Source organism: Kribbella sp. CWNU-51 (assembly GCF_054073265.1).
Genome location: NZ_JBSXMZ010000007.1, coordinates 769419 through 793931, shown reverse-complemented (window position 1 = coordinate 793931; position 24513 = coordinate 769419). Strand labels below are relative to the sequence as shown.

The following is a 24513-nucleotide window of genomic DNA, read 5'->3' as shown; positions in this document are numbered from 1 at the left end:
CCTGCCGCGCGGTCTGTCCACGCGCATCGTCGCCTTCGAGGCGCTGCACGACTTCATCCCGCTGTATCCGCTGTACCAGTTGCTGTTCGCCGATCACGGATTGTCGGCGGCTCAGATCTCGACGCTGTTCGTCATCTGGTCTGCGACCGCGTTCGTCCTCGAGGTGCCCTCGGGCGCCTGGGCGGACACGTACTCCCGGCGCAAACTGCTGGTCCTCGGTGCACTGCTCAGCGGGCTGGGGTACGCCGCGTGGATCACGCTGCCGTCGTTCGCCGGCTTCGCGCTCGGCTTCGTCCTGTGGGGCGCGTCGTCGGCGCTGATCTCCGGCACCTTCGAAGCCTTCGTGTACGACGAACTCGCGGCGCGCGACCGCACCGACCGCTACGCGAGCCTCCTCGGCCGGGCCAGGTCCGCGTCGTTCGTGATGAACCTCGCGGCCACTGCCTTGGCCACCCCGCTGTTCAACCTCGGCGGCTACACACTCGCCGGCATCGTCAGCGTGCTCAGCTGCCTGGTGCAGGCGGCGGTGGCGTTGTCGCTTCCCGAAGCCCAGCCGGTGGAGAGCGCCAGAGAGTCCGATGAGCCGGGATCGAGGGCGGCGTTCACCAACTACCTCCACATGCTGCACTCCGGCGTGACGGAGGTGCTGACCAGCCGGCTGGTCAGACGAGCTGTTGTCTTGGTTGCGCTGCTCGGGGGCTTCCTGGCGTTCGACGAGTACTTCCCGTTGCTCGCCCGGGAGGCCGGTGCCACGACCAGCGCGATCCCGCTGCTGATCGCCGGAACCGTAGCAGCACAGGCGATCGGGGGCGCGCTCGCGGGCCCGGCGTACAAGTTGCCAGCAGCAACTTTCGCGGTGGGGTTGGCGGCGACGGCGGTGCTGATCGCGGCCGGATCGCTGAGCCGGTCGGTCTGGGGGTTCCTGCCGATCGCGGTCGGCTACGGTCTCATGCAGCTGGTGATCGTGGTGTCGGAGTCACGGCTGCAGGACGCGATCACCGGTCCGGCCCGTGCGACCGTGACGTCGGTCTCGGGCTTGTTCGCCGAGGTCTTCGCAGTCGCGGTGTACGCGGGGTTCGCAGTGGGTTCGATCTGGTTCCCGATGTCGATCCTGGTCGCTGCGCTGACGATCCCGGTCGTGCTGACGGCGCTCGTCGTACCCTTCGCGCTGCCGCCGCCAGGCGGTGCGGCGCCCGACAATTCGGTGTCCACCGAAGTGAAGGAGATCTAGTGTCACAGCATGAGGAAACAAGGGCTGCTGGCTGCCGGCGCGGCCGCCGTGACGGTGGTGTTGTGGGCATCGGCGTTCGTCGCCATCCGCCATGTCGGTCAGGAGTTCTCGGCCGGCGCCCTGTCCCTGGGCAGGCTGCTGGTCGGGAGTGTGCTGCTCGGCATCTTCGTGTTCACCCGGCCGCGGCGCTGGCCGGCGAAGGCGGACTGGAAGTTCCTGCTGATCTGCGGCCTGCTCTGGTTCGGTGTCTACAACCTCGCGCTGAACGAGGCTGAGCACCGGCTCGACGCCGGGACGACGGCGATGCTCGTGAACATCGGTCCGCTGCTGATCGCACTGCTGGCCGGCGTCCTGCTTCACGAGGGCTTCCCGCGCCAGTTGGTGATCGGCAGTGTCGCCGCGTTCGGTGGTGTCGTCCTGATCGGTCTGTCGTCCTCCTCGGGGAGCGCCGAGACCTGGGGTGTCCTGCTCTGCCTGGTGGCCGCGGCCGCCTACGCCATCGGGGTCGTGTCGCAGAAGCCACTGCTTGCTCGGCTGCCTGCGCTCGAGGTGACCTGGCTGTCGTGCCTGATCGGCGCGATCGCGTGCTTGCCGTTTGCACCGACGCTGGTCCGGGAGACCGCCGACGCGCGCCCGTCGACCATCTGGTGGGTGGTCTTCCTCGGTGCGTTCCCCACCGCGATCGCGTTCACCACGTGGGCCTACGCGTTGGCGCGGACGACGGCCGGTCGGATGGGCGCGACGACGTACCTGGTGCCGCCGTTGACGATCTTCCTCGGTTGGCTCCTGCTCGACGAGAGTCCGGTCTCGCTGGCCTACCTCGGCGGGCTGCTCTGCCTGATCGGCGTCGCGATCTCGCGCTACCGGCGGCGAACCGTGGCCCCCCCAATGCCTGCGGTCACCGTGGACAGTCCGGATTCGAAGCCGCTGTCGAAGTCGTAGGCGAGACCTTCGGGGCCGAGCTCCTGGACGATGCGGGTGAGGATCGGCGCCTTGCCCGCGGGCAGCCCCTCGACGCGGGTCAGTAGATCGGGAGCCAACTCGAAGGTAGCGGCACGGACCGATGCCTCGCCCAAGCTGAATCCGTGGATGAAGTCGATGAGCGTGTTCGCCGACTCGAAGATTTGTCGCGGTGACAGGCCGGCCCGGTCGAGCGCGCGGTAGAACGGCTCCATCGTGACGACCACGACGTCCGACACCGCTGAGGTGTCCGACAGGACCTGCAGTGCGAGGTTCGGGTGCGCCCGGAGCGCGTTGCGGTAGGCGCGCGCCGCGTCCTTCAACTGCTCGTCCCACGGCACGGCGTCGCCTGGGTCCGGGTACTCGAGGCCGGCGAACACCAGCTCGGCCAGCCCGGCCAGAACGGCGGCCTTGTTCGGCAGGTGGTGGTAGAGCGACATCGGGTTGACCGCGAGGGTCGCGGCCAGCCGGCGCATGGTCAGCGCGTCGATGCCTTCGTCGTCGACGATTCGCAGTGCCGCGGTCAGGATGGCCTCCCGGCTCAACCGCTCCTCCCCGGCCCGGGGCCGCCCGGAGCGGTTGCCAGCCTTAACCATACGTCGTATGGTACATAACCATACAGCGTATGGAAAAGGAGTCTGGGCATGAAGCCGTTGGCGGGGAAGGTGGCGCTGGTGACCGGGGCGACCCGGGCGGCCGGGCGCGGGATCGCGGTCGAGCTCGGCGCCGCCGGCGCGACCGTGTATGTGACCGGCCGCAGTACCCGGGCCGCGCGATCCGAGATGGACCGGCCGGAGACGATCGAGGACACCGCGGAGCGCGTCGACGCCGCCGGCGGCCACGGCATCGCCGTACCGGTAGATCATCTGGACCCGCAGCAGGTCCGCGATCTGATCGACCGGATCGAGCGCGAGCAGGGCGCGCTGCACATCTTGGTGAACGACATCTGGGGTCAGCACGGTGAGCCCGAGTGGGACAAGACCGTGTGGGAGAGCGACCTCGAGGGCGGTCTGCTGCTGCTGCAGTTGGGCATTCACACGCACGCGATCACGAGTCACTACGCGCTGCCGCTGCTGATCAAGTCACCCGGCGGGCTCGTCATCGAGATGACCGATGGGACGAACGACTACAACGCCGACCACTACCGGGTGTCGTTCTTCTACGACGTCGCGAAGGGCGCCGTCAGCCGGATGGCGTTCGCGCTCGCCCACGAACTCGACCAGTACGACGCGACCGCCGTACTGCTCACGCCCGGCTGGCTGCGGTCCGAGGCGATGCTCGACGGGTTCGGCGTGACTGAGGCGAACTGGCGCGACGCGACCGAGCGGATCCCCCACTTCGCAATCTCCGAGAGCCCGTCGTACGTCGGTCGCGCGGTGGTGGCCCTCGCCGCGGATCCCGACGTACGCCGGTGGAACGGCAAGTCCACGTCCAGCGGCGAACTCGCCCAGCTCTACGGCTTCACCGACCTCGACGGCAGCAGCCCCGACGCGTGGCGCTACATCGTCGAGGTCCAGGACCCCGGCAAACCCGCCGACACCACCGGCTACCGCTGACACCTACAGCTTGTACGGCGGGCACACCACGTCGCCGGTGCCCGCCGAGGCGACCGGCCGAGCATCACCCGACAGCGCCGCATGCGGATGTGATGCCGCGACCGGGATCCCGAGAGCGGCCGCCATCGCGAGCACGTCCAGTCGCGACGTCACGGCCACTGCCGGATCCCGCTCGTACACATAGGTGAGCTCCGGCCACCGAGCCTGCGCCGGATGCACCAGCACATCACCACCAAGCACCGCTCGCGAGGTCACCACCGACTGATGCCCAGGCGTATGCCCCGGCGTGGGCACCAACCGCATCCCGTGCAGCTCGGTCTCCCCATCCACCACCCGCAACTGCCCCGCGTCCACAATCGGCCGAATCATCCGCTCGTACGTCGTCCCACCCCGCACATGCTCGACCTCATCCCGCTGCACCACGTACTCCGCATTCCGAAACCGCGGCACCGACCCATCCGCACTCCACCCCACATGATCCAGATGCACATGCGTCAACACCACCGCGTCAACCTCATCAGCCCGAACCCCAGCCGCCCCCAGCAACCCAGGCAACCGCCCCACCACCCCCAACCACTCAGCCGCCTCCCCACCCGCCGGCCCCACCCCCGCATCCACCAACACAACCCCCGCATCCCCAGTCACCAAGAAACTATGAAAATGCAGCAACCACCCCGCCTCACAAACATTCCCCGGCACCACTCCAGTGGTCCACTCAGCATGCTCTGCATCCCACCCCGGCAACGCCTCCTCGACGTCTTCCGGAAACACCGCCACCGCATCACACAGCACCGTCACGTCCACCCGTAACCTCCTCTCAAACCGACCCACGGCTGCTCGGCCAACCAGCCGCTGGGGAAGCCCAGCTCTTGAATCCGACGTCCGCAGGCAGGGATCTCGTGGTTGATCAGCTGTCCGACCCTCGTAGCCCACTGCGGACCCGGTCCGATGTGGGCCAGCAGGAATGCGACGACGCACAGCGTCGAATAGATCCGGAAGTGCGACACGTGACGATCGGTCAGATGCCGTAGGTCGGGGATCGAGCGGAGATGGCTCGGCGCGATCTGATCGGCGAGATTCCTGTTCCACAGGCGAGAATGGTGGGCGCACACGTTGCGGATGTAGTTGAGGACCCGCAACCAGTTGGCCAAGGCGCCGCCGTTGCCGTCATCGTGCCGGTCCAGGATCCCAAGCCTGGCAGCGATCTCGTTGCGGTCCTGTGCTTTCAGCCCCTGGAACAGGTAGCTCATCGAGCCGAAATCCAGAATCTCGGTCATCACCCACACCGGGAGCCGGCCGTCGTACTTGTGCTGGAAGTGCAGTACGAAATCCTCCGACGACCTGCCCTGTGCCGTCAGCACCTTGTGCAGCCATCGGTCGTAGGTGCTCGGCCGTCCGCCGCCCGGCTGGGTGAAGCGGCCGTCGAGGTTTCGTCCGTCGAGATGTGCGTAGGCGCCGCGCCGTCCGAGCGTGAAACCGATCATGACGCGAACCCCGATCTCGATGCGCTCGAGAGCGTCGAGGACGTGCAGCTTGAGCCGGCGATCAGCGTCGTACAACTGCACGATCTGCCGGAAGGTGGTGCCTTCGACGAACTCGTCGGCACGGTTCGCGCCGTCCAGTCGGCGGCGGTAGGAGTACCAGTAGCCACTGAGGCGGTAGTACCCGATGACGCTGAGCAGGTGCTCCGCTTCGGCTTCGTCGTCGATGATCAGTCCTCTGCTCTTCAGCAGCCCGACTTGGTCGGCGAAGGCGAGATGAGGCTTGGTGTAGGTAGTCACGGAAGTCCCCCAGGGAAAAGAAAACCAGCCCGTGCCCTGAGGGGCAGAGGGGCTGGCCGTGTTACCGAGAAGAATACATCGATCGCGTGTCCCGCCTGGGGTGAAACCTAGCGCCTGTGGATATCAGGGCAAGAGCGTCCGCGTTCCATCCTGGAGCCGATCGATGCGATCGCGATCAAATGAATCCCCGGCAAAAGGACGACCAGCCCGTGCCCGAGGGGGCAGAGGGGCTGGTCTTGCTACTCACAGTCTATCGGCTTGTGCGGGTAGCGACCAACTTGTCTTCGTGCCTGTGGATATCAGGGGAACAGCATCCAGGTCGCCAGGGCGGTCATGAGGAGGGCTATGGCGGAGTCGAGGAGTTGCCAGGCGCGGGGGCGGGCGAAGATCGGGGAGAGGTTGCGGGAGAAGAAGCCCAGGGAGAAGAACCAGGTGAAGCTGGCGGTGACGGCGCCGAGGCCGTAGAGCCAGCGGCCGTCGGCGCCGCGTTGGTTGGCGAGGGAGCCGAGGAGGACCACGGTGTCGAGGTAGACGTGTGGGTTGAGGTAGGTGAAGCCGAGGCAGGTCAGTACGACGCTGCGCAGTGCGGCGGGAGCGTGGTCGGCTTGGCTGATGGATCCCGGGTTGAGTGCTCGCCGAGCAGCGAAGACGGCGTACGTGTAGAGGAAGGCGGCGCCGCCGTACTTCGCGAGGTCGAGGGCCAACTGGCTGCGGGTGAGCAGCGCGCCGAGGCCGGCGATGCCGCTGGAGATGAGGAGCGCGTCGGACAGCGCGCAGGTGAGGACCACCGGCAGGACGTGTTCACGGCGCAGGCCCTGACGGAGCACGAAGGCGTTCTGGGCGCCGATCGCGACGATCAGGGTCAAGGACGTGGCAAAGCCGGCCAGGAGGGGCATGCCCCGACGGTAGGCAGTAGCAGTCCGGTCAGACCAGCTAAAGATTCTGAAGCACCATTAGGATTGCTTCATCATGCAGTTCGACTCCGCGCAGCTCGAGACGTTCGCGGCTGTCGTCGACGAAGGTAGTTTCGACGCGGCCGCGAAGCGCCTGCGGCTCACGCCGTCCGCGGTCAGTCAGCGGATCAAGGCGCTGGAGAGCCGCCTCGGCCAGGTCGCGGTGATGCGGGGCAAGCCCGCGAGACCGACCGAGGCCGGCGAGGCGCTGCTCCGGCTCGCCCGCCAGGTCTCGTTGCTCGAATTGGAGGCGATCGCGGCCGTCCGTGGCACCGTCGACGCACTCCGGCTCCCGATCGCGGTGAACGCGGACTCCCTCAACAACTGGTTCCTGCCGGCGATGCTCGACCTGTCCCAGAACCACGACGCCAGGTTCCTGGTCCACCAGGAGGACGAGGAACACTCCGCCGAGTTTCTCCGCAACGGCACTGTCCTGGCCGCGGTCACGGCCGATCCGCGGCCCGTCCGGGGCTGCCGCGTCGTACCGCTCGGCAAGATGCGGTATCTGCCGGTCGCCACCCCGGAGTACGCCGAACGCTGGCTGACCGGCAAGCCACTTCCCGACGCGCTCGCCGAGGCGCCGATGATGGTGTTCAACGCCAAGGACGTGCTCCAGCACCGCCTGATCCGCAAGATCACCCGGCGGAGGCTCGACCCGCCGACGCATGCGGTCCCGGCGCCCGGCGCGTTCCACCAGGCGGTCCGGATCGGTCTCGGCTGGGGCATGATCGAGGACGAGGTCGCCGAACCCGAGCTGGCCGCCGGCCGTCTGGTAGATGTTGCCCCAGGCAAGTACATCGATGTGCCGCTGTACTGGCAGCACTGGAAGCTAGAGTCCGGCATCCTCGACGCGCTCACGGCCGCGGTACTGCGGGCCGCTGCGGCTGGTCTTCGTACGTCCTGAGCTCGATCGCGTGGCCCACCCTCAGCGGCTCAAGGGTTAGTCCCAGCGCATTGCCATCGGGTTGTCCTGCGGGATGAAACCCGCGGACATCAGCTGGGCGCTGAGTGGGTGCACCATGTCGTGCAGCTCGGCGGTCAGGTCGTCGCCCAGAGCTCGCCAACCCTGGTCGGCCAGCCGATCCGTGGTGTCTTCGACCTCCTGCCGCAAGGCTCGTCCGGCGTCGGTGAGCGCGCCCGTGGAGTCGAGCACGCCGCGACCGCGCAGGTCGTCCTCGGCAGCGGCCCAGTCCTCGTCGCTCCACCGCCGGTTGACCTGGAAGACCTCCTTCGACGGTCCGCCGGCGGCTGAGATCGTCAGGCATGCCTGGCACGGACTGAGTCCCGCGCCGACGAGCGCCGCGACATGACCGTCGCCGCGAGACTCCCGCAGGATCGTGGTTGCCTGCCACAACACCAGATGTGGTTCGTCCGGCCACTCCAGCGCGGCGTTGGCCGCTGCCATCGGTCGCCCGCTGACGGGCGCCAGTTCGGCCGCCCGACGAGCAACATCGGCCGCGCGGTCGAACGACGTCCCTGGAAAGAGGCGTCGTACGGCGGCGTCCACCGCCTGCAATCGCGCGTCGAGCAACTGTGCGGGTGTCGCGTGGTCCCACGCGTCCGGCAGAGCGCGCGCCACCATCGCTGGATGGAAGCTGTAGAACAGGGCGGCGACGAGGTCAGGGCCGACCGGGCCGAGCGGTGCTGCCCGGCAGCCGAAGTAGCTCATCCAGCCACCCTTCAGGCCGAGCGCGTCGGTCGCCTGCTTGGTCTCCGGTGAGAAGTACGTGATCGCGTGATACGGCTCGAGCGCCTTCCACATCCGCCGAGCCCGGCTGTCCGTCATAGCAAAGGGCGGTACATCACATGGAGGCCGACGTAACCGAGTTTGGGGTGGTCGAATGCCTCGGGGACGGTGCCGGCGACGCGGAAGCCGAGTGACTGCCAGAGGTGCACGGCCGGCTCGTTCGTCTCCACCACCGCGTTGAACTGGATCGACCGAAAGCCCGAGCGCTCGGCCCACGCGATCATGTCCTCGCACAGCAGCCGCCCGACTCCCTTGCCACGGGCGGCGCCGTCGACCACGAAGCTCGCGCTCGCGACGTGCGCGCCGGGGCCTGGGCGGTTCGGGTACATGTTGGCGCTGCCGAGAACGGTGCCGTCGGCATCGACCGCGACCGTGGTCCGGCTCAGCGCCGCACTCGACGGTGACATCCAGAGCGCTCGCGCCTGCTCCTCGGTCAGCTCCGGGTCATAGGTATATGTCTCCCGCGCGGCGACGATCTCGTGGAAGAAGGGCCAGATGGCCGCCCAGTCATCGGCGGTCGCGATTCTGATCTGCACAGTCATGATGCGAGAAGCATCACCCGTGGCTCTCCGGTTGCCAAGCGCATTCCCGATAGACTGCCTGAGGATGACAAACACCGTGATCCAAGGGCTGCCGCGCTGGAGTCTGGCCGTGCCCCCGCTCGCCTTCGTCGTCCTGCTGCTGACCTGGCATCGTGACCTGGGCGTGGCGCTGCTGATCCTGGTCTGCGCCGGTCTCGGCGCGGCGGTGATCGCCGCCGTCCATCATGCCGAAGTGGTTGCCCATCGGGTCGGCGAACCGTTCGGCACGCTGATCCTCGCGCTCGCCGTGACGGTGATCGAGGTCGCACTGATCGTCACCCTGATGGTGCCCGGTGGCGTGAAGGCCGCGACCCTCGCGCGGGACACCGTGTTCGCCGCGGTGATGATCACCTGCAACGGCATCCTCGGTCTGTCTCTCGTTGTCGGCTCGCTGCGGCACGGCACCCAGGAGTTCCGCGTCCGTGCGTCCAGCAGTGCGCTCGCGGTGATGACCGCCCTGGTCACGCTGAGCCTGGTGCTGCCGACGTTCACCACGAGCGCGCCCGGTCCGCAGTTCAGTCCGGCCCAGCTGGCGTTCGCCGGGGTGACGTCCTTGGTGATGTACGGCGTGTTCGTCTTCGTGCAGACCGTTCGGCACCGGGACTACTTCCTCCCGGTCCCGTCGTCGGATGCGGTCGAGGAGGATGAGGACGGTACGCACGCGACGGCGCCGAGTGGACAGGTCGCGCTGCTCAGCCTCGGGCTGCTGTTCGTCTGCCTCATCTCGGTGGTGGGTCTGGCCAAGACGGTGTCGCCCAGCCTGGAGTCGGCGGTGGAATCGGCCGGCGCGCCGGTGGCTGTCGTCGGTGTCGCGATCGCGTTGCTGGTCCTGCTGCCGGAGACGGCTGCCGCAGTCCGCGCCGCACTGCGCAACCGCCTCCAGAACAGCTTCAACCTCGCCCTCGGGTCAGCCCTCGCGAGCATCGGCCTGACCATCCCGGCGATCGCGGTCGCGTCCATCTGGCTGAGCGGACCGCTCGTGCTGGGGCTCGGTGGCACGGAGATAGTGCTGTTCGCGCTCACGGTCGTGACCAGCATCCTCACCCTCGCCACCGGCCGGGCCACCCTGCTTCAGGGTGCCGTCCACCTGATGGTGTTCAGCGCGTTCATCTTCCTTGCGATAAGCCCCTGAGGTAGTCGGCGACCGCCTGCTGCTGACCGTGTTCGGCCCAGCCCAGCGCGTTCCCGCCGTACGACGGATCCCGCAGCTCGGGATCGGCCCCGAGCTCGACCAGCTTCTTCACCGTGTCCAGGTGGCCGTGGATCGCGGCCTGATGGATCGGTGCGGACATCGCGACGACGTTCAGGTCGAAGCCGAGGCGCTGGAGCGGCTCGAGTGCCCCCGATCGGCCGATCTCGGCGGCTCGGATCGGGAGGTACGGGTTGCGCCGGATCGCCCGTGCGACCAGCTCGGGGCCGGCCGCCGGCGTCTCCCCGCGCATGATCGCGGCGAAGAGTTCATGGACCTCGTCCACCGGCGCCGCACCACGCGCGCGGAGCAGGTCGGCGATCTCGGTGTATCCCAGAACGGTGGCGAACTCGTACGCGCGATGACCGTGGAAACCGGGATGCCTGGTACCGCGCCCGTCCGGATCGGTACCTTGGGCAAGGACCAGCTCGACCCGATGCAGCAGGCCCGCGGATGACGCGAACACCAGTTCGTCCTCCAGCAGCTCCCGTGGCGTCGGGTGGGCGGTCGTCATCCGCTCGTGCCACGGACCACCGTCGCCCCGACCCAGCCCGTACTCGAGCAGGAGCTCCAGGTGCACATCGTCGTACGGCGGGGGACACCCGGGACCGCAGTTGTACATGGTCTGGCTGTCGTTCGGATCGGCGCCGGTGTCGAGCAGGAGCCGGGCGAGCTCGACCCGGTCGCGATGCGGTGGTTGATCGCCTTCACCACGGCCGAACGCGCCGGTCAGTGCGGTGAACGGCGACGGCATGCCCTGCCACAGATAGCCCGCGTTGGGGTCGGCGCCATGCTCGAGGAACAGCCTCGCGATGTCCACTTGATGCGGCACGTCGAGTCGCCCGTACGTGATGTAGAGCAACGGCTGCCAGCGGTAGGGGCCGCCTTCTTCCCTTGCCTGCCAGGGATCCACGGCGAGCACCTCGCGGACGGTGTCCAACTCGCCGGCCACCGCCAGCGTGTAGATGTTGCTCCGGGCAACATCCGGGAACTGCTCCAGCAACTGCTCTGCGGACCGCTGCCGGGCCGGGTCGTCCTGTCCGTAATGCAGTGTCGAGAGTCGCAGGAACTCGTCGGCGCGTTGCTCCGGGGTGTCGAGCGGTCCGCCGATCTCCTGGCGGTGGGGGGAGCGGCTGTACTGGTCGACCAGCTCCAGATGGCGGACGATCCGGGGCCAGCTGGGGAAGCCGTAACTGCGGGCGATCACCAGCTGGGCGTCGGCCAGAGTCTGCACGGGATGGAACTCGGTGGCCAGCGCCACGGCGTCCGGGTCGGCATCGCGGACCTGCTTGAGCAGCGTCTTCGCCTGCTTGCGCAGGTGGTCCAGGTGCGGGTCGTTCGGAAGATTCCGGGTCGGCATCGCGACCTCCTCTCTACGAGCCTGCTGTCCGCGTCGTCAGGCGAGAAAGGAGGTGAACACAGCTCACACAGCTTCGTGAACAGGTGGGCTGAGCCCTTCCCGCGGACCGGTGGCACCCTGCGTGCCTACCCGGAAGCCTAACCGACTAAGGCTTTTCCATCCACCACTCGACGAACTCATGGGCCTGATCGTGGTCCAGCCGGATCACCCACAGGTTGCTGAACTCGCCCGGCGGATCGGTCAGGTACGTCGTCCAGCCGCGCACGAACCCGACTCCGTCGCCGAAGCCGAGCACCTCGTACTCGAACACCGTCTCGCCCGGAGCGTCCGCGACCTCCAGCCAGGCCTGCACGATCGCGTCCCGGCCCAGCACCGGCTCCTCGTCGGGTCGCCGGTACCACGCGGCGTCCTCGGTCCACAGCGCGGCGATGTCAGCCGGGTCGTTGCTCTCCCAGGCCTTCCGGTACTTCGCGACCCACTTGTCCAGGCTCTTCTCCCGCATAGGTCATCGGATCCGTCGGTGCTGGAGGACGACCGCGGCCGGCGTGGCGAGGACCTCGGGGTGCTCGCGCGGGTCCGCGTCGTACGTGACGAGGTTGCCGTCGCCGGACAGACCGAGGAAGTCCTGTGCTCCGGTGGATGCGGCCACGAGGGCCTGATCGACCGTCAGGCCGTGCTTCACCAGCAAGTCGATTTCGCCGGCTACGGTCCCGACGACGTCGGACCCGGTCAGCACACGGACGCCGTACCGATCGGCGAGCTGGAGCATGGACGTGAGGTACTCCGACCTGGCCTGGCGCCGCTTGTCCTGCTCAGGCGTGGCGTCCGGCCTTGGCCCGACGGATGCGCACAGTGTTGGCGTCCACGCACCGGCTCGGGCGCCGAGTGTCTCCAGGTCCTGTTCGGTGATCGACGTACCGTGCTCGATCGAGTCGACCCCGACGCGGACCAGGTCGCTGACGATCTCGGTGTTGGTGTGCGCCGCGACCCGGGCGCCGCGGGAGTGGGCGAGTTCGACCACGGCTTCGACCAGTGCGGTCTCGTAGGTCTGCTCCATCGGGCTGTCCCGGATCGGGCCGTCCTGGCCGACGGCCGGGAAATCGCCGATGAGCTTCAGCCAGGTCGCACCGTCGTCCAGCTCGGCGCCGACCGCTGCCAGCAGGTCCTCCGGCTGCACCGGCTCGTGCATGCGCGGAAAGTACCGCCCGCGTGGCGCGAGGAACCGCCCGGCCGCCAGGACAACCGGCCGGCTGTCGTCCTGGGTGGCCGCCAGCTTCAGAGTGACCGTCCGGTCGCCGCCGACGTCACGCACTGCGCTCACCCCGGCGGCGGCGAGTTCCTCGAGCCGCTCGCCCGCGAAGTCGGACCCGAACAACCGGGGCCCGAGGTCGTCCGTCCCGACGGTCAGGTGACAGTGCGAGTCCACCAGCCCCGGTACGCCGAACCGCCCGGGCAGCACGTCCGTGGCACCGGACCGGCCGAACTCGAGCCGGGCGGTGTCGCCGGCCGGGAGGACGGTCCCTTCGAACACCCAGGTCGTCATGGTGGTCATCCTGCCGCACCGGAGATCCACGTCACGTCGGCGGCTACTTGAACATGTTCAAAAGATCGGCGTACGCTCGCCGCGAGACAGAGTTGAACGTGTTCAAGAAGAGGGGACGAGATGACGATGACCGTGACGACGTACCTGATCTACCTGCTGATCGCGGTGCCGCTGACGATCTGGGTGGCCCGGACGCTCAGCCGGAACGGACGGATCTTCCTGGTCGACGTGTTCCACGGCAACGAGGACTTCGCCGACGCGGTGAACCGGCTGCTCGTGGTCGGCTTCTACCTGGTCAACCTGGGATTCGTGACGCTGTTCCTGCGCGCCGACAAGGTCGTCGTCGACGCCCGCGGAGTCTTCGACCAGCTGAGCGTGAAGCTCGGGTTCGTGATGCTGGTGCTCGGCGGGCTGCACCTGACGAACGTCTGGATCTTCAACAAGATCCGCAACCGCAGCCAGCTCCAGGCCATGACCACTCCGCCGGTCCCGCCGAACGACGTCGTCCAGGTCGGCGCCGAGCAGCCGACGCCGTACGGCTACTGAGCCATGCGCGAGCTGACCGTTCTGTACGACGCGCAGTGTCCACTGTGCCGCCGCTTCAAGGACTGGCTGGCGGCGCAGCGACCGGCGCCGAACGGGCAGGGAGGGGTGGTGCGTCTGCGGTTCGTCGCGGCGGGGTCGACGTACGCGCGGGCGCTCTACCCCCAACTGGACCACGAGGCGACGCTGCGCGAGGTGACGGTGGTCGCCGACGACGGGTCCGTGTACGTCGGCGACCGCGCGTGGATCGTGTGTCTGTGGGCCACGGGGGAGCACAGGCACACCGCCGTACGGCTGGCGAGTCCGGTGCTGCGGCCGGTGGCGCGGGCGATCGTCCAGGCGGCCGCGGGACTGCGGCGCTCGAGTGGAGGTGACTACGCTGACCGATGTGACGGACAGTGCGACCGCCAAGGGTGAGCAGACTCGGGAGCTGATCCTGTCCACGGCGCTGCGGTTGTTCCGCGAGCAGGGGTACGGGAAGACGACGATGCGGGCGATCGCCACCGAGGCGGGCGTCTCGGTCGGCAACGCGTACTACTACTACGGCTCCAAAGAGCATCTGATGCAGGCGTACTACGATCACCTGCAGGAGCAGCACCGCGAGGCCGTCGAGTCGATCCTGGCGTCGGAGAAGGCGTTCGTGCCGCGGATGACCGGCGTACTGCGGACCTGGCTCGACGTGGCCGCGCCGTACCACGAATTCGCCGGCACCTTCTTCAAGACGGCGGCTGATCCGAAGAGTCCGCTCTCGCCGTTCAGCGCGGAGTCCCGGCCGGCGCGGGAGGCGAGCGTCGACGTCTTCCGCCGGGTCGTCGAGGGTTCTGACCTGAAGCTGCCGGCCGACCTGAAGGCGGAACTACCCGAACTCCTATGGCTCATGGAGATGGGCATCGTGCTCTTCTGGGTCCACGACGACAGCGAGGACCTGCGCCGCACCAAAGCCCTGATCGACCGCTCAGTCCCTCTGGTCGACCGCCTGCTCCGCCTGACCCGCATCCCCGGCGTCCGCGGGGTCGTGAACGACATCGTCGGCCTGATCCGCGCAATCCGCCCGTGAGAGCTACTCGCCGGTGAGGCCGTCCAGGCGTTCGCGGAGGAGGTCGGCGTGGCCGTTGTGGCGGGCGTATTCCTCGATCATGTGGATGTAGAGGTAGCGCACCGAGTAGTCGCCCTCGTGGCCCGGGCGGACGAACGTGTCGTCGAGGGTGTAGCGGGCGGCGATCTCGTCGGAGGTCTTGACGATCTGCCGGAAATCCTCGAGGTCCCGTTCGGCCTGTGCCGGGTCGGCGAGGTCGAAGTCACCGTCGGGATGCTCGGCGGTCCAGAACTTCGGCTCGGCGGGGAATTGGGCCAGCGCGCGGTGGAACCAGTACTTCTCGACCTCGGACAGGTGCCGGACCAGTCCGATCAGCGACATGCTGGACGGATCCACACTGCGCTCCACCAGTTGTTCACTGGTCAGTCCGGAGACCTTCCACAGCAGTGTGCCGCGGTGGAAGTCGAGGAAACCCTGCAGAAGTTCGCGTTCACCCGCGGCGGTGGCCGGATCCACCCGGAACTGTGTCGTCACGAGCAGAACCTAGCGGTGTGACGAGCGTCCTGTGAATATCCATCGGGGTGTTGGCCCCCGGTGCCGTAGACTGTCGGTGACGGCCCGCCCAGTTCTGCCTCGGGCCGGTGAGCGCAAACACATTGCGCCAGCAGTCGACCACCACGCGCCGCGGCCGCAAACGGCCGCGCCGGGCAGGACGACCCCCGAACTTTTGGAGTACCAGATGGCGGTCCGCCGCCCCACGTCCACATCCACGCAATCCGCCCAACCGCAATCCACCGCCGCATCGCGTCCGCGCCGCCGGCGCCGTTCCGGTGACCGCCGCAACGGATCCTCCGCCGCGGCGCTCTTCAGTCCACCCGCTGAGACCGGCCGACAGGCGAAGGTTGCTGTCAGCAACAACACGTCGTACGACGAGGTCGACGAGATGGTTGTCCCCGACAACCTTACGTTCGCCGACCTCGGCGTGCCCGAGACGCTGGTCACCGCGCTGTCGGCGACCGGGGTGACGAAGCCGTTCCCGATCCAGGCGGCCACGCTGCCGGATTCCCTGGCCGGCAAGGACGTTCTCGGCCGCGGCCGGACGGGATCGGGGAAGACCTACGCGTTCGTCCTGCCGGTGCTGGCTCGTCTCGCATCCGGCCGCGGGAAGCGTCGGGCGAACCACCCCCGCGCGCTGATCCTCGCGCCGACTCGCGAGCTCGCGACCCAGATCCAGGCGTCGATCACGCCGCTCGCGGACGCGCTCGGCCTGCGCTCGATGACGGTCTTCGGCGGCGTCGGCCACGGCCCGCAGATCACCGGTCTGCGGAAGGGTGCCGACATCGTCGTCGCCTGCCCGGGCCGGCTCGAGGATCATGTCCAGGCCGGTCACGCGAAGCTCGACGCGGTAGAGATCACCGTGCTCGACGAGGCCGATCACATGGCCGATCTCGGCTTCCTGCCCGCCGTCCGCCGGATTCTCGAGGCGACCCCGTCCAGCGCCCAGCGGCTGCTGTTCTCGGCCACGCTGGACGCCGGCGTCAACGTCCTCGTGCAGCGATTCATGACCACGCCGGTCACGCACAGTGTCGACTCGGCGCAGTCGCCGGTCTCGCTCATGACCCATCACGTGCTGCACGTCCAGCCCGACACCCGGCTCCCGGTGCTCGTCGACCTGACCGCCGCGCCCGGGCGTTCGCTGGTCTTCACCAGGACGAAGTACGGCGCCAAGGCGCTGACCAAGAAGCTGATCGCCCAGGGCGTGCCGGCGGTCGAGCTGCACGGCAACCTCTCCCAGGGCGCCCGCACGCGAAACCTGGAGGCCTTCTCCGACGGTACGGCGAAGACCCTCGTCGCCACCGACATCGCGGCCCGCGGGATCCACGTCGACGACATCGCGCTGGTGATCCACGCCGATCCGCCGATCGAGCACAAGGCCTACCTGCACCGCTCCGGACGGACCGCCCGCGCCGGTGCCGAGGGCACGGTCGTCACGTTGATGACCGACGACCAGGTCCGCGACGTCCGCGACCTCACCCGCAAGGCCGGCATCGCCCCGAAGGTCACCAAGCTCGGCACCGGCGACCCGCTGCTGACCGAGCTGGCCCCCGGCGAGCGGACCTTCGTCGAGCCGGCCGTCAAGGCCGTCCAGCCGGAGCGACTCGCGAGCTCGACCGGTCCCGGATCGGGCCGGGGCGGCCGTCGCCGTCGCGCCTCGGGCTCCGCTCAGCCGGCAACCGAGCAGCGGCCGAACCAAGGCCGTTCTGCCCAGGCATCCCGCGCGACGGGTGGCTCGCGGGGCTCCGGCCGCGCCAAGTCCCGCGCAGGCTCGGGCGGTTCGAAGACCTACACCACGAGCACTCCGGGATCGGCCGCCCGTCCGGCCGGTGCCGCAGCGTTCTCCGCCGGCTCCCGGGCCGGCAGCTCCCGACGCGGTCGCTGACTCACCGCGTTGAGCTGACCCACTGCAGGCGTTGAAAGGCCCAGTCACTCCGACTGGGCCTTTCGCGCGCGGTGGGCCCGAACGCGGCCGCGGGTGACGCCTTAGCCCGTTACGTTGGTAACGGTTCGGCCGTTACGGCAAGTTGCGACGAGGAGGCATCGTGATTCGGACTGTGCTGGGGGATCTGCGGCCGCAGGCGCTCGGGGTGACCGACTCCCACGATCATCTCTTCTTTCGTTCGGCGGTTCTGCCCGGGCAGGAGCTGGATGACGAAGGCGCGGCGGTGGCGGAGGTGCGTGCTTTCGCAGCGGCCGGTGGGCAGGCGGTCGTGCAGTGGACGCCGCACGGACTAGGGCGCCGGGCCAAGTTGTTGCCCGGGATCTCAAGCAGCACAGGGGTTTCGCTGATTGCGGCGACCGGACTGCATCGGCGTGAGCACTACCCGGAGGGATTCGTCGACGGCGTGCGGGCTCGGCTGGCCGAGATCTTCGTCCGCGAGCTGACCGTTGGCATGGGCAACAGTTCGGTCCGCGCCGGACTGATCAAGGTGGCCGGCGGATTCCATGTCCTGGACGCGCACGCCGAGCTCGTGATGCGGGCGGCGGCCGAGGCGCATCACGCGACCGGCGCGCCGATCGCGGTCCATCACGAACTCGGATCCGCGGCGGACGCCGTACTGGATCTCCTTGTCGACAAGCTCGACGTACCTCCGTCGGCGGTGATCCTCGGGCATCTGAATCGGTTCCCGGATCTCCGTGGTCAGCTCGAATTGGCCGAGCGGGGTGCGTGGCTGGCGTTCGACGGGCCGTCGCGGGCGAATCACGCGACTGATCCTCGATTGCTGGACTGCCTGGCCGCGCTGGTCGACGCGGGGTACGCCGACCGGCTGCTGCTCGGCGGTGACACCACGACCGCCAAGGCCCGCGGCGCGACCGGTGAAGGACCCGGCATCCCTTATCTCCTCACTCACCTCCGGCCCCGGATCGCGCGCCACCTCGGCGCCGACGTCGCGCACGCGATCTTCACCGCCAACCCAGCCCGTGCCTTCGCCGCCGATTGGCGAGCCTGACCAACCCACGAGATTGCGTCGGGCGGGTTGCGGGGCCGGGCGGCCGGCTCGGCGGTACGGTTCGCGCATGAGCGTGATCGCGCAGATTTTCGTGGTTGTGGCCGGGCTGTTCCACGTCGCGGTGTTCGCCCTGGAGAGCCTGCTGTTCAGCAGGCCGAGCACGTACAAACGGTTCCTGGTGAAGGATGAGGCGGAGGCGGCGGCTGCCCGGCCGTGGGCGTTCAACCAGGGGTTCTACAACCTGTTCCTGGCGATCGGCGCGCTCGGCGGTCTGATCTGGGGTGGCGACAAAGGCCACGCGATCGCGCTGTTCGCGTGTGCCTGCATGGCGGGCGCCGGCCTCGTGCTGGTCGCCTCCGACCGCCGGATGGTCCGTGCCGCCGCCGCCCAGGCCATCCCGCCGATCCTCGCGCTGGTCCTCGCCGCCGTTGTCTGAGTGCGCTTGACTTAAAGTCCACTTGATGCCCGAGGGTTCTCGGCATGACCACCACTGCCGAACCCGAGGCCGACCAGACCACCGACTCCGGCGGCGTACTCTCGCCGAGGTACCGGGCCTTGACGGTCGGGATGGTTGCGCTGATCACCCTGGTCGCGTTCGAGTCCCTCGCGGTCACGACCGCGATGCCGACGGTCGCCGAGGCGCTCGACGGGCTCAGCCTGTACGCGCTGGCGTTCGGCGGCCCGCTGGCGTCCGGCGTCGTCGCGATGGTTGTCTCCGGCACCTGGAGTGATCTGAAGGGCCCGACTCGTCCGCTCTGGCACGGGACCGCCTGGTTCCTGGGCGGTCTGATCATCGCCGGAATCGCGCCGTCCATGGAGGTTCTGGTCGCGGGCCGCATCATCCAGGGCTTCGGCTCCGGCCTGCTGACGGTCGCCCTGTACGTCGTCGTCGGGCAGCTGTACCCGGCCCGGCTGCGCCCGCGGATCTTCGCCGCGTTCGCGACCGGCTGGGTCGTCCCGTCCCTCGTCGGGCCCGCGATCGCCGGCCTGATCGTCGAACACGCGAGTTGGCGGATCGTGTTCCTCGCCGTACCCGCGATCGCGATCCCGGCCGCGCTCGTGATGCGGCCCGGTTTGGCCCACGGAGCTGCGCACGAGGCGCGCGAGGGACGGCTGTGGGACAAGCGAGCCATGTGGGCGATCGCAGCGGCGGTCGGGGTCGGCCTTCTGCACTACGGCGGCCAACAGCGCGGCGTACTCCAGGTTGTTCTGCTGGTGATCGGCTTGGCCGGCGTGGTCGCGTTCGCCCCACGGCTTCTGCCGAGCGGGACGTTCACGCTCGGACGCGGCCTGCCATCGGTGGTCGCGCTGCGGGGTTTGGTGGCCGCTGCCGGATTCGGCGCCGAGGTGTTCCTGCCGCTGATGCTGACCCGGGAGCGCGGTCTGTCCCCCGCCCTCGCGGGTCTGGTGCTGACCGTCAGCGCCCTGAGCTGGACCGCCGCCTCCTGGTACCGCGGCCGCCCGAAGCAGCCGTTCTCCCACTCGGTGTTCCTGCAGGCCGGCATGGTCTCGATCCTGCTCGGCATCGCCACCGCGACCCTGACCCTCAACGACAACGTCCCGGTGCTGGTCGGCATCCTCGGCTGGAGCCTCACCGGCCTCGGCATGGGCACGGTCTTCCCGACCTTATCGGTGCTGACCCTGGAGTACTCCGAGCGCGACGAGCAGGGCGCCAACAGCTCCGCCGCGCAGCTGAGCGACTCGTTGTCCACAGCAACGGTCCTGGCCGTCGGCGGATCGCTGTTCGCCGCGCTCGAGCCGCACTCGGCGGTGACGGCGTACCTGGTCGCGTTCGGGCTCCCGGCGGCGCTCGCGCTGATCGGCGTCCAGGCGGGCCGGCGGACCGCGCGCGCCGCGAGCTAGTCCTTGGACCCCGTCACGGCGATGCTCACGCCGAGGCCGATGATCATCAGGCCGCCGGTGCCGCCGACCATTTCGAGCCGGCGCGGCGAGCGGGCGAACCACTCGCGGGCGGTGCCGGCGACGACCGCCCAGACGCTGTCGGAGCAGAGCGCGATCAGGATGAAGATCAGGCCGAGGACGAGGATCTGGGCCCAGGCCGGGCTGCTCGCGCCCTTGTCCACGAACTGCGGCAGCACGGCGGCGAAGAAGACCGCGGTCTTGGCGTTGGTGACCCCGACCAGGAACCCCTGCCGGAGCGTCCGGCGGGTGTTGCCCGGCTTCACGCCACTCGTCATCGCCTCGACCAGCGACTTCCGGGTCCGGAACGCGTGCACGCCGAGATAGATCAGGTACGCCGCGCCCGCCAGCTTCACCACGGTCAGGGCGATGGCGCTGGCCGCGATCAGGGTGCCGAGGCCGAGCGAGACCAGACCGAGCAGCACCGAGGCGCCGATGGTGTTGCCGACCATCGTCAGCACGGCCTCGCGGCGCCCGACCGCGAGCGCCCGGCCGACGATGAACAGCACACTCGGCCCGGGCACGACGATGATGATGAACGCGGTGATCGCGAACGCGATCAGGTGGTGAGCGGACGGCATTTCCTCAGAGTAAGTGCGACGCGGTCGCGCCGCACTACCCCTGTCCACCGGGTGGGATAGATCACCGCCACGCCGCCATCCGTTGACCGGCCAGTCCAGCGGCCTCTACGGTTCGGGGGACAACCTGCGGTGCCATGAGGGAAGCCGGTGCAAGTCCGGCACGGCCGCGCCACTGTGAGCGAGCTCTGCTCGTGAGTCAGGACGCTCGGGCACCAGCAGCCTTTCGATGGGGACGCGCACTTCCCCAGGAGGTTCAGATGGCAGCTCCTGCCCGCTCGGTCGCCGTACCGGCTCTCTCCCCCCGGCTCCTCGCCGTCGCGCTGCTCAGCGTCGGCCTGATGCTCCTGCTCGCCTACCTGGTCGGGTTCGACCAGGGCGCGGTCTCCCAGTCCGGGATGTACCTGCACGAGCTGATGCACGACGGGCGCCACCTGCTCGGCGTGCCCTGCCACTAGATCCCTATGCGCACCTTCGGATCGCTCCTGGTGCGCGGACTGATCGTCGGACTCTTCGCCGGCCTGCTGGCCGGGACCTTCGCGTACGTGATGGGTGAACCGCGTGTCGACGCGGCCATCGCGATCGAAGAGGCCGGTGCCGCGCACACTCATGACCATGGCGACGGCGCCGAGCCTGCCGCCGAAGAGAAGCCGCTCGTCAGCCGTGAAGGCCAGAAGGCCGGCTTGTTCCTCGCCACCAGCCTGTACGGCGTGGCCCTCGGCGGCATGTTCGCCGTCGGCTTCACGCTGCTCCGCCGCAAGCTCCGCACCGGGAACGACGCGTACGCCGCGCTCGGCCTGGCCGCGGCCGGCTTCGTCGGGATCGTGCTGGTCCCGTTCCTCAAATACCCACCGAACCCACCCGCGGTCGGTAATCCGGACACGATCACCCGGCGGACCGTGACCTACCTGCTGACGCTGGTGATCGGCCTCCTCGCGGTCTGGGCCGGCGTCGCCGCATCGCGCTGGGCCGCCCGGTACGGCGAACTCGCCCGGCTCGGCGGCGGGGTGATCGCGTTCCTCGTGACGATCGTGGCGGCGTACCTGATCCTGCCTCGTATCAACGAGGTTCCGGAGACGTTCCCCGCTACGCTGCTGTGGCAGTTCCGGTTCGCCTCGCTCGGTACGCAGGCGACGCTGTGGCTCCTGCTCGGCTTCGGGTACGCCGCCACGGTGGACGACCGCCGGCTGACTCGACAGAAGGTGGTCGCCGCTTGACGGAATTGAATACCTTCCCCGCCCCACCACCCCGGTCACTGACACTGATCGCGCATGCCTTGACACCCGCGCTGCGTGGACTCGTGCTCGGCGGCGACGCCGAACCGGATCCGGCGAGTGTCGAGGCTGCCCGCGGACTGAAGCTCACAGCCGATGCCGTGTACGCCGGCCCCGAGCGGGCCGCCGTACGCACCGCCGAGGCGCTCGGGCTGACCCCGGTCGTCGAGCCGGTCCTGCGGGACCGCGAGTACGGCGACTGGGCCGGCCGCGACCTCGAGGAGTTGCTCGCGGCGGATCCGGAGCGGGTGTCGGCGTGGCTCGAGCGTCCGCACACCGCGACCCCGGGTGGCGAGACCGAGAACGACGTGATCGCGCGGGTCGCGGACTGGCTCGGGGATCTCGATCAGCTGACCGGCGATCGCCGTACGGTCGTCGCCGTCCTCCACCCCGCGGTGGTGCGGGCGATCGTGCTGTACGTCCTCGATGCGCCCGCCGAGTCGCTCCGGCACGTGGACGTCCGTCCGCTGGCCACGGTCAACCTCTCCCATCACACAGGATCCTGGTCACTGGCCTTCCACTGACTTACTCTCTGCGGTTAACAGGCAACCGCTTGTGTGGATACCTCCTGGGGACCGAGGGACGCCATGACCGTGGCCGACCAACTCGACCTGCTGATCCGTCGTACCCGGGATCTGCCGCACCAAAAGGCAGTCCAGGAGGTCCGGGACTACTTCCGCGCCTTGCCGGCGGCCTCCGCTCGCGCACTCGCCGAGAACCCGCCCGAGCAGCTCAGCGCGCTGGACGGCGCCCCGCTGCAGTTACGGTACGACGCCAGCCGCGTGATCCTGCTCGCGGCGCAGCAGCGGCTACGGGACGCGGTCGAGGGCGGTGAGTCCACGCCCGAGCAGCGCAAGCGGCTCGACACCGTGAGCGAGATGCTGCGGCCGGTCCGGAAGGGCCTGGACGTCGATGCCGCCGGCAACCGCATCGAGGTGTTCGGATCGCGGCAGTTCCTGTCCGTGGACGTCGAGGGTCAGGGCCGGATGATCGAGGTCCTCGGCGACCTCGAGACCGCCCGCAACGTGGTCGTGCTGATCCCGGGACTGGGCAACGACCTGGACGGCGTACGCGCGCAGATGGACCGGGCGCAGCAGCTCAAGAACCAGGTCGGCCGGAATACGGCTGTGGTGGTGTGGAAGGGCTACGACGCACCGCTCACCCTGGAAGACGCGATGTCCAAGGAGCCCGCGCGGGCGGCCTTGCCGCGGCTGTCGCGCTTCGAAGCCGGTGTCGAGGTGGTCAAGGCGCCGTCTGCGGAGACGACGTTCATCGGGAACAGCTATGGGTCGCTCGTGCTCGGCCAGGCGCTGATGGAAGGCGTCGACGGGCGGCTGTCGGATGGGGTGAGTCCCGACCGGGCGGTGCTGGTCGGGTGTCCCGGCATCGACCCGAGCGTGACGTTGGGGGCGCAGATCACACCGCCGGGGACCAGCCTGTACGTCGCTCGCGCGAAGGGCGACTACATCTCCTACCTGCAGGAGCACGGTCCCGATCCGGCCGACTTTCCGGACGTGTTCCGGTTCGAGACCGAGCGCGGCGACGTCCACGTCCGCGGGCACATGAGCTACTTCGAGCTCAACAGCGAGTCCTTGCGGAACCTCGGCCGGATCGGCCGCGGCGAGCTGGGCGCGGTCACCGCGGCGGTTCGGACAACGGCGAAGCAGGAGAGCCGGGTGCTGCCCGGGATCTCCTGGTCGGAGCCGCTGCGTAGGGTGGCTCAGACACCGGCGGCGGTGCCGCTCGCGAAGGTGTTCGACGGCGTGATGGCGCTGAAGAAGATCAGTTCAGGACCCAAGGGCCAGCCCCCCGACGGCCCCAGGGACCGCCGGACCGGCGGTGGCCCGGCCCGCCAACCGGAAGGACCTGCTCGATGACGCTGACCCAGGCCCGGGACTTCCTCCGGGCGGAACTGCTGGCCGTGGCGGCCGTCGCCGTACCCGGTCTGGACGGAGTGGTCACGCACGACCCAGGCCCGGTGAACCCGCGGGCCATGTCGGACGGGCGCGGGCCGGCCACCATCTGCTCGATCACCGTGGAGACCGGCGATCCGGCCGTCGTCGACCCGGCGGGACAGGTCGCGGCCGCGGCCACCGCGCTGACGACGCGCGGGTGGAAGACCGAAATCGCTCCGGTGGAGGGCGGCCATCACAGCCTCGCCGCCCGGCGGGACGGGTACGAGGTCGCGGTGCACGGCTGGGACGGCGACTGGCGGCTGACGCTGGCCGGCGAGACCCCGGAGATCACGGACTAGCGAATCGCGGCAATGCGTCGCGAGAGTTGCCGCCAAGGTGTATGACGGGGGATGTGACGCTCACCGAAGCCCGCAACTTCCTCCGGTCGGAACTGCTCACGGTCGCCGCCACGGTGGTGCCTGGCCAGAAACCGGCGGTCACGCAGGACGTCGGGCCGTCGGGCCAGGGTGCGCTGTCGGACGACCGCGGACCGGAGTCGGTCTGCACGATCACGGTCGAGACCGGCGACCCGGCGACACCTGATGCGGAGGCCCAGTTCGGCTTCGCCGCCGAAACCCTCGAGGGCCGCGGCTGGAAGGTCGAGCTCACTCCGGTCGCCGACGGCCACCACCACCTCACCGCCCGCCGCAACGGCTACGACCTCACGGTCGACGCCCGCACCACCGACTGGCGCCTGACCTTCACCGGCCAGACGCCGTACGTCGACGACCTCTAGCCGTACACCCCCGGGCCGGTGGGTCGGCGAACGCCCACCGGGCCCGCGGACGGCGAGGTCC

The 24513-nt window shown here is 69.0% G+C and carries 29 protein-coding genes and 1 riboswitch; of the genes, 18 read left to right on the top strand and 11 right to left on the bottom strand.

All coding sequences use genetic code 11. The features are described 5' to 3' along the window. Position 1: 1 nt before the first annotated feature. The gene (locus ACXC9Q_RS12265) at positions 2 to 1231 is read left to right on the top strand and encodes an MFS transporter (RefSeq protein WP_457056771.1); all 1230 of its coding nucleotides are present in this window, start codon (positions 2 to 4) and stop codon (positions 1229 to 1231) included. Positions 1232 to 1240: 9 nt separating this feature from the next. Continuing rightward, positions 1241 to 2173, top strand: coding sequence for a DMT family transporter (locus ACXC9Q_RS12260; RefSeq protein ID WP_457056597.1), 933 nt, complete (start codon positions 1241 to 1243; stop codon positions 2171 to 2173). Here the strand turns inward: ACXC9Q_RS12260 and ACXC9Q_RS12255 are convergent. Next, positions 2092 to 2787: a TetR/AcrR family transcriptional regulator gene (locus ACXC9Q_RS12255; RefSeq protein ID WP_457056596.1), complete on the bottom strand. Its 696-nt coding sequence runs from the start codon at positions 2785 to 2787 to the stop codon at positions 2092 to 2094. The genes ACXC9Q_RS12260 and ACXC9Q_RS12255 overlap by 82 nt on opposite strands. A gap of 48 nt (positions 2788 to 2835) precedes the next feature. Here ACXC9Q_RS12255 and ACXC9Q_RS12250 point away from each other — a divergent pair, with 48 nt between their 5' ends. Then, complete coding sequence (locus ACXC9Q_RS12250; RefSeq protein WP_457056595.1) at positions 2836 to 3747, top strand: SDR family oxidoreductase; 912 nt, start codon at positions 2836 to 2838, stop codon at positions 3745 to 3747. A 3-nt stretch (positions 3748 to 3750) separates the two neighbouring features. Here the strand turns inward: ACXC9Q_RS12250 and ACXC9Q_RS12245 are convergent, their stop codons facing one another. The 3 genes from ACXC9Q_RS12245 to ACXC9Q_RS12235 all read right to left on the bottom strand — a co-directional run bounded on the left by ACXC9Q_RS12245 (position 3751) and on the right by ACXC9Q_RS12235 (position 6424). After that, on the bottom strand, positions 3751 to 4392 hold the full coding sequence (locus ACXC9Q_RS12245) for an MBL fold metallo-hydrolase (RefSeq protein ID WP_457056594.1): 642 nt from the start codon (positions 4390 to 4392) through the stop codon (positions 3751 to 3753). A 149-nt stretch (positions 4393 to 4541) separates the two neighbouring features. Beyond that, on the bottom strand, positions 4542 to 5528 hold the full coding sequence (locus ACXC9Q_RS12240) for an Abi family protein (RefSeq protein ID WP_457056593.1): 987 nt from the start codon (positions 5526 to 5528) through the stop codon (positions 4542 to 4544). A gap of 299 nt (positions 5529 to 5827) precedes the next feature. Beyond that, positions 5828 to 6424, bottom strand: coding sequence for a LysE/ArgO family amino acid transporter (locus tag ACXC9Q_RS12235; protein WP_457056592.1), 597 nt, complete (start codon positions 6422 to 6424; stop codon positions 5828 to 5830). 73 nt (positions 6425 to 6497) lie between these two features. On the opposite strand from ACXC9Q_RS12235, the gene ACXC9Q_RS12230 reads away from it, so the two are divergent. Continuing rightward, the gene (locus tag ACXC9Q_RS12230) at positions 6498 to 7385 is read left to right on the top strand and encodes a LysR family transcriptional regulator ArgP (RefSeq protein WP_457056591.1); all 888 of its coding nucleotides are present in this window, start codon (positions 6498 to 6500) and stop codon (positions 7383 to 7385) included. 36 nt (positions 7386 to 7421) lie between these two features. Here the strand turns inward: ACXC9Q_RS12230 and ACXC9Q_RS12225 are convergent, their stop codons facing one another. Beyond that, positions 7422 to 8267, bottom strand: a complete 846-nt coding sequence (locus ACXC9Q_RS12225) for an SCO6745 family protein (RefSeq protein ID WP_457056590.1) — start codon at positions 8265 to 8267, stop codon at positions 7422 to 7424. Next, positions 8264 to 8770 (bottom strand): N-acetyltransferase family protein, encoded by a 507-nt coding sequence (locus ACXC9Q_RS12220; protein ID WP_457056589.1) that lies wholly within the window; start codon positions 8768 to 8770, stop codon positions 8264 to 8266. Before ACXC9Q_RS12220 ends, ACXC9Q_RS12225 begins: the two co-directional genes overlap by 4 nt. 64 nt (positions 8771 to 8834) lie before the next feature. Between ACXC9Q_RS12220 and ACXC9Q_RS12215 the strand changes: the two genes are divergently transcribed. Further along, a complete protein-coding gene (locus ACXC9Q_RS12215; protein ID WP_457056588.1) occupies positions 8835 to 9941 on the top strand; it encodes a calcium:proton antiporter in 1107 nt (368 codons plus the stop codon). Here ACXC9Q_RS12215 and ACXC9Q_RS12210 read toward each other — a convergent pair. The 3 genes from ACXC9Q_RS12210 to ACXC9Q_RS12200 form a co-directional block, all read right to left on the bottom strand. After that, complete coding sequence (locus tag ACXC9Q_RS12210; RefSeq protein ID WP_457056587.1) at positions 9916 to 11358, bottom strand: ankyrin repeat domain-containing protein; 1443 nt, start codon at positions 11356 to 11358, stop codon at positions 9916 to 9918. The two genes, ACXC9Q_RS12215 and ACXC9Q_RS12210, sit on opposite strands and share 26 nt — an antisense overlap. 145 nt (positions 11359 to 11503) lie before the next feature. Then, entirely contained in the window at positions 11504 to 11860 is a 357-nt protein-coding gene (locus ACXC9Q_RS12205; RefSeq protein ID WP_457056586.1) for a YybH family protein, read from the bottom strand. 3 nt (positions 11861 to 11863) lie between these two features. Further along, positions 11864 to 12901, bottom strand: a complete 1038-nt coding sequence (locus tag ACXC9Q_RS12200; protein WP_457056585.1) for an amidohydrolase family protein — start codon at positions 12899 to 12901, stop codon at positions 11864 to 11866. A 120-nt stretch (positions 12902 to 13021) separates the two neighbouring features. Here ACXC9Q_RS12200 and ACXC9Q_RS12195 point away from each other — a divergent pair, with 120 nt between their 5' ends. The 3 genes from ACXC9Q_RS12195 to ACXC9Q_RS12185 are packed head-to-tail and all read left to right on the top strand — an operon-like array spanning position 13022 to position 14501. Next, positions 13022 to 13447 (top strand): hypothetical protein, encoded by a 426-nt coding sequence (locus ACXC9Q_RS12195; protein WP_457056584.1) that lies wholly within the window; start codon positions 13022 to 13024, stop codon positions 13445 to 13447. 3 nt (positions 13448 to 13450) lie between these two features. Beyond that, positions 13451 to 13861 (top strand): thiol-disulfide oxidoreductase DCC family protein, encoded by a 411-nt coding sequence (locus ACXC9Q_RS12190; protein ID WP_457056583.1) that lies wholly within the window; start codon positions 13451 to 13453, stop codon positions 13859 to 13861. Then, positions 13833 to 14501, top strand: a complete 669-nt coding sequence (locus ACXC9Q_RS12185) for a TetR family transcriptional regulator (RefSeq protein ID WP_457056582.1) — start codon at positions 13833 to 13835, stop codon at positions 14499 to 14501. Before ACXC9Q_RS12190 ends, ACXC9Q_RS12185 begins: the two co-directional genes overlap by 29 nt. A 3-nt stretch (positions 14502 to 14504) precedes the next feature. On the opposite strand, the gene ACXC9Q_RS12180 is transcribed toward ACXC9Q_RS12185, so the two are convergent. Further along, positions 14505 to 15014: a DinB family protein gene (locus ACXC9Q_RS12180; RefSeq protein ID WP_457056581.1), complete on the bottom strand. Its 510-nt coding sequence runs from the start codon at positions 15012 to 15014 to the stop codon at positions 14505 to 14507. A 205-nt stretch (positions 15015 to 15219) separates the two neighbouring features. Between ACXC9Q_RS12180 and ACXC9Q_RS12175 the strand changes: the two genes are divergently transcribed. The 4 genes from ACXC9Q_RS12175 to ACXC9Q_RS12160 all read left to right on the top strand — a co-directional run bounded on the left by ACXC9Q_RS12175 (position 15220) and on the right by ACXC9Q_RS12160 (position 19852). Continuing rightward, complete coding sequence (locus ACXC9Q_RS12175) at positions 15220 to 16920, top strand: DEAD/DEAH box helicase (RefSeq protein WP_457056580.1); 1701 nt, start codon at positions 15220 to 15222, stop codon at positions 16918 to 16920. Between the two features lie 160 nt (positions 16921 to 17080). Next, positions 17081 to 17989, top strand: a complete 909-nt coding sequence (locus ACXC9Q_RS12170) for a phosphotriesterase family protein (protein WP_457056579.1) — start codon at positions 17081 to 17083, stop codon at positions 17987 to 17989. A gap of 67 nt (positions 17990 to 18056) precedes the next feature. Beyond that, positions 18057 to 18425, top strand: coding sequence for a DUF1304 domain-containing protein (locus tag ACXC9Q_RS12165; protein ID WP_457056578.1), 369 nt, complete (start codon positions 18057 to 18059; stop codon positions 18423 to 18425). Between the two features lie 44 nt (positions 18426 to 18469). Then, positions 18470 to 19852, top strand: coding sequence for an MFS transporter (locus ACXC9Q_RS12160; protein ID WP_457056577.1), 1383 nt, complete (start codon positions 18470 to 18472; stop codon positions 19850 to 19852). Here ACXC9Q_RS12160 and ACXC9Q_RS12155 read toward each other — a convergent pair. After that, positions 19849 to 20490: a LysE family translocator gene (locus ACXC9Q_RS12155; RefSeq protein WP_457056576.1), complete on the bottom strand. Its 642-nt coding sequence runs from the start codon at positions 20488 to 20490 to the stop codon at positions 19849 to 19851. The two genes, ACXC9Q_RS12160 and ACXC9Q_RS12155, sit on opposite strands and share 4 nt — an antisense overlap. A gap of 139 nt (positions 20491 to 20629) precedes the next feature. Continuing rightward, positions 20630 to 20695, top strand: a riboswitch (cobalamin riboswitch). A 52-nt stretch (positions 20696 to 20747) separates the two neighbouring features. On the opposite strand from ACXC9Q_RS12155, the gene ACXC9Q_RS12150 reads away from it, so the two are divergent. The 6 genes from ACXC9Q_RS12150 (at position 20748) to ACXC9Q_RS12125 (ending at position 24452) form a co-directional block, all read left to right on the top strand. Further along, a complete protein-coding gene (locus ACXC9Q_RS12150; protein WP_328524673.1) occupies positions 20748 to 20945 on the top strand; it encodes a CbtB domain-containing protein in 198 nt (65 codons plus the stop codon). Between the two features lie 6 nt (positions 20946 to 20951). Then, on the top strand, positions 20952 to 21704 hold the full coding sequence (locus tag ACXC9Q_RS12145) for a CbtA family protein (RefSeq protein ID WP_457056575.1): 753 nt from the start codon (positions 20952 to 20954) through the stop codon (positions 21702 to 21704). Further along, on the top strand, positions 21701 to 22285 hold the full coding sequence (locus tag ACXC9Q_RS12140; protein WP_457056574.1) for a histidine phosphatase family protein: 585 nt from the start codon (positions 21701 to 21703) through the stop codon (positions 22283 to 22285). Before ACXC9Q_RS12145 ends, ACXC9Q_RS12140 begins: the two co-directional genes overlap by 4 nt. A gap of 63 nt (positions 22286 to 22348) precedes the next feature. Further along, positions 22349 to 23638, top strand: a complete 1290-nt coding sequence (locus tag ACXC9Q_RS12135; RefSeq protein ID WP_457056573.1) for an alpha/beta hydrolase — start codon at positions 22349 to 22351, stop codon at positions 23636 to 23638. Continuing rightward, positions 23635 to 24015, top strand: coding sequence for a hypothetical protein (locus tag ACXC9Q_RS12130; RefSeq protein WP_457056572.1), 381 nt, complete (start codon positions 23635 to 23637; stop codon positions 24013 to 24015). The genes ACXC9Q_RS12135 and ACXC9Q_RS12130 overlap by 4 nt, the downstream gene beginning before the upstream one ends. A 53-nt stretch (positions 24016 to 24068) precedes the next feature. Continuing rightward, positions 24069 to 24452: a hypothetical protein gene (locus ACXC9Q_RS12125; RefSeq protein ID WP_328524668.1), complete on the top strand. Its 384-nt coding sequence runs from the start codon at positions 24069 to 24071 to the stop codon at positions 24450 to 24452. Positions 24453 to 24513 lie beyond the last annotated feature (61 nt).